The sequence below is a fragment of the Paenibacillus sp. P3E genome, from assembly GCF_001909045.1.
In the GTDB taxonomy this organism is placed as follows: Bacteria; Bacillota; Bacilli; order Paenibacillales; family Paenibacillaceae; genus Paenibacillus_AQ; species Paenibacillus_AQ helianthi.
Genome location: NZ_LVWH01000084.1, coordinates 1 through 2,488 on the forward strand (window position 1 = coordinate 1; position 2,488 = coordinate 2,488).

The 2,488-nt window shown below is 32.6% G+C and carries 2 protein-coding genes; both read left to right on the forward strand.

All coding sequences use genetic code 11. The annotated features are described in order from the left end of the window. Nucleotides 1-448 precede the first annotated feature (448 nt). The gene (locus A3842_RS08835) at nucleotides 449-1,657 is read left to right on the forward strand and encodes a tyrosine-type recombinase/integrase (RefSeq protein WP_256701608.1); all 1,209 of its coding nucleotides are present in this window, start codon (nucleotides 449-451) and stop codon (nucleotides 1,655-1,657) included. Nucleotides 1,658-1,660: 3 nt separating this feature from the next. Then, the gene (locus A3842_RS08840; RefSeq protein ID WP_074101115.1) at nucleotides 1,661-2,362 is read left to right on the forward strand and encodes a hypothetical protein; all 702 of its coding nucleotides are present in this window, start codon (nucleotides 1,661-1,663) and stop codon (nucleotides 2,360-2,362) included. Nucleotides 2,363-2,488: the final 126 nt, after the last annotated feature.

Genomic DNA, 2,488 nt, shown 5'->3' on the forward strand with positions numbered 1-2,488 from the left:
GTACGAAAATAAAGATGGTGTACTTACAAAAGTAAAAGAATAAAACTTTTCCTCACTCGGCACACAGTATGCACCTCATATAACCCCATATAAAGATAGGGACACATCCAATTGAAACAGGTGACGACGTCATTCCAAGCAAAGAAGCGTAACATTTATTTAATGGACAGAATTCATTTTACTATGTACATATGTACAAAATACAATGTAATATTTAGTAGATGATATCTTCAATTTAATATATAATTTAAAACATGTTATATATTGTGTCACAAAGGAGGGGGTATTTATTGCGAGCGATTATTATCATATCAAGTGTCCAATAAACGTTCAGAGTAAGTATTCTATCTTAGTATTTAATAGTGAAAACGAACCGTGTGTACCCTTGACAGAGTTTTATTATTCCCAACAGAAAAAGATAAGTGAGAACTCTGCGTTATCGTATTTAATGACTTTGGAAAGATTCTTTTCATGGCTTGCCAAAAGTAGTAATTACCAAGGTGCCCGAGTCATGTGGTCTGATAGTCACTTGGCTATACGAACAGCGATCGAGGATTACTTAGTTTATCAGATGGGCTGTAAATTAAGATCAAAAGAAAATTTCCAATACGTAATAATGACAAAGAAGAGTCCACAGACTATTAATCACTTTTTAGCTGCTATCAAATCATTCTATAAAACTGTATTACAGCTAAAATTATACGAATTTCAAAATCCTTTGGTTGATGCCGATTATAGTATTACCATTGGGAAGGTTAAACCTTCTAGCATGCGTGAGAATAAGCCTCGTCTACCTAAAATAGCTGGAACAGAAATACCATATGAATCTTCGTATCGAAAACAATCAGACTCCTATTTTAAACTGGTAGCAAATGAATGGAAGCCTAATATAATTGCTGACCAAGATCTACCTTATATCCTTTATAGAGCCGGTTCCGATATTGGCTGGTCTCTAAGAGATGAAGTAATAATTAGAATGCTGTTCGAAACTGGTGCTCGAATAAATGAAATACTAGAGTTAACAATTGGAGATTATCGCCAACGGATAAATCTATATGAGATAGCTACCCTAAATAAAGGAAGTGAGAAAAGGAGGATTAAGTTCCTGAGATTTTCTCAAGACACTTTGAAACTATTGATACGATATGTTAATAGTGAGAGAAAGAAATACGCTCATGAAAAACATACTTTCACAAAACTTTCCGATAGTGAAGTGATTTTTCTAACTAGAAGAGGTGATCCATATAACTATAGGGCTTTCTACTCTCATTGGTCTAAAATCATTATTCAAGCCAAAATAAAAATGAACATCCATAAAACACGACACTGGTTTGTCACTAATATGATTAGAAATATTTATGATACAGCTAGTGATAGCGGAGAAATTGAAATGAAGAAGCATGAATTAATTAATTATATGAAGTGGAAAGATCCTGAGACTATAAAAGTATACGAACATTACTTTAATGAAGCTGCATTCAGAGAGATACATGAAAATATGGCTAAAAAAATGCAGGAATATGAACAAGAATATTTAAAAGGTTCTCAAAGTTACATCGAGGGTAATCGGTTCACTAATTCGATATTACTAACAGAAGAGATATTACCAGTTGAAGAGATTGAATGGATCAATGAGTTTTATAAGGGGATGGAATAGACAATGACATCAGAGAGTTTAGTTGAGAAAGAATGGTATAAGAATTTATTGGGAATTGTTGATGATGAAATACTTCATTTAAAAAATGTGAACAATGAGTATTTGTGGGATACCTTAAATAAACAAAGTTTAAATTATATCTACAAAAACTGTTTACAAAGCCCATGGTTAAATCAACTTTCTTTAGCAGTTCTGTGTGCTACTGATCATAAGTTATCTCCAGGCTCTATTAATACAATGATGTCTACTTTAAATAAACGACTTATGGATATTTTTGAAGCATTTAACCTGGTAAAAATTGAAGATTTAAACTACACACACTTTCATCAATACTTATCTGGTGAAATTTATGAAGACCACACAGACAGACAAAGACAAGCATTGATCTCATACTATAAATCCTTCTTATTTAATGTATCAAAATGGCTTAAGAACAGGATTGATATAAATCGCCAAAACTACTTCTCAAAGTTTCTTTTTCCAGAATTCCCCTTTGATAATAGAGATTATAAAGCTAGAGATTTAGCAGTGAGTTCTGCACAAAAGAAACGAAAAGAGATGAGTTCTGCAGTTACTCCTTTGCTTCCTAATATTAGAGCACAGTGTCATTTTAGATGGAATCAAATTAAACGTTTACGTGAAATTACAAACATACATGCGATGTACAATGACTCTACATTAATAACAAGGCGTGAACTTTTATGATATGCCGGGCTTCTGGTAAAGTTAATATTTTGAGTTAATACTCCAATGTTCCTAGATAGAAATGGGTGTATATTTTCCTTGGTATCATGCCCCCAGCTTTCTAATAATGAGATACCTTCTTCTAAT

Bases quoted from the DNA above. Each gene is read 5' to 3' on its own strand.
- A3842_RS08835 (WP_256701608.1), top strand. From the start codon at position 449: ATGACTTTGGAAAGATTCTTTTCATGGCTTGCCAAAAGTAGTAATTAC.
- A3842_RS08840 (WP_074101115.1), top strand. From the start codon at position 1,661: ATGACATCAGAGAGTTTAGTTGAGAAAGAATGGTATAAGAATTTATTG.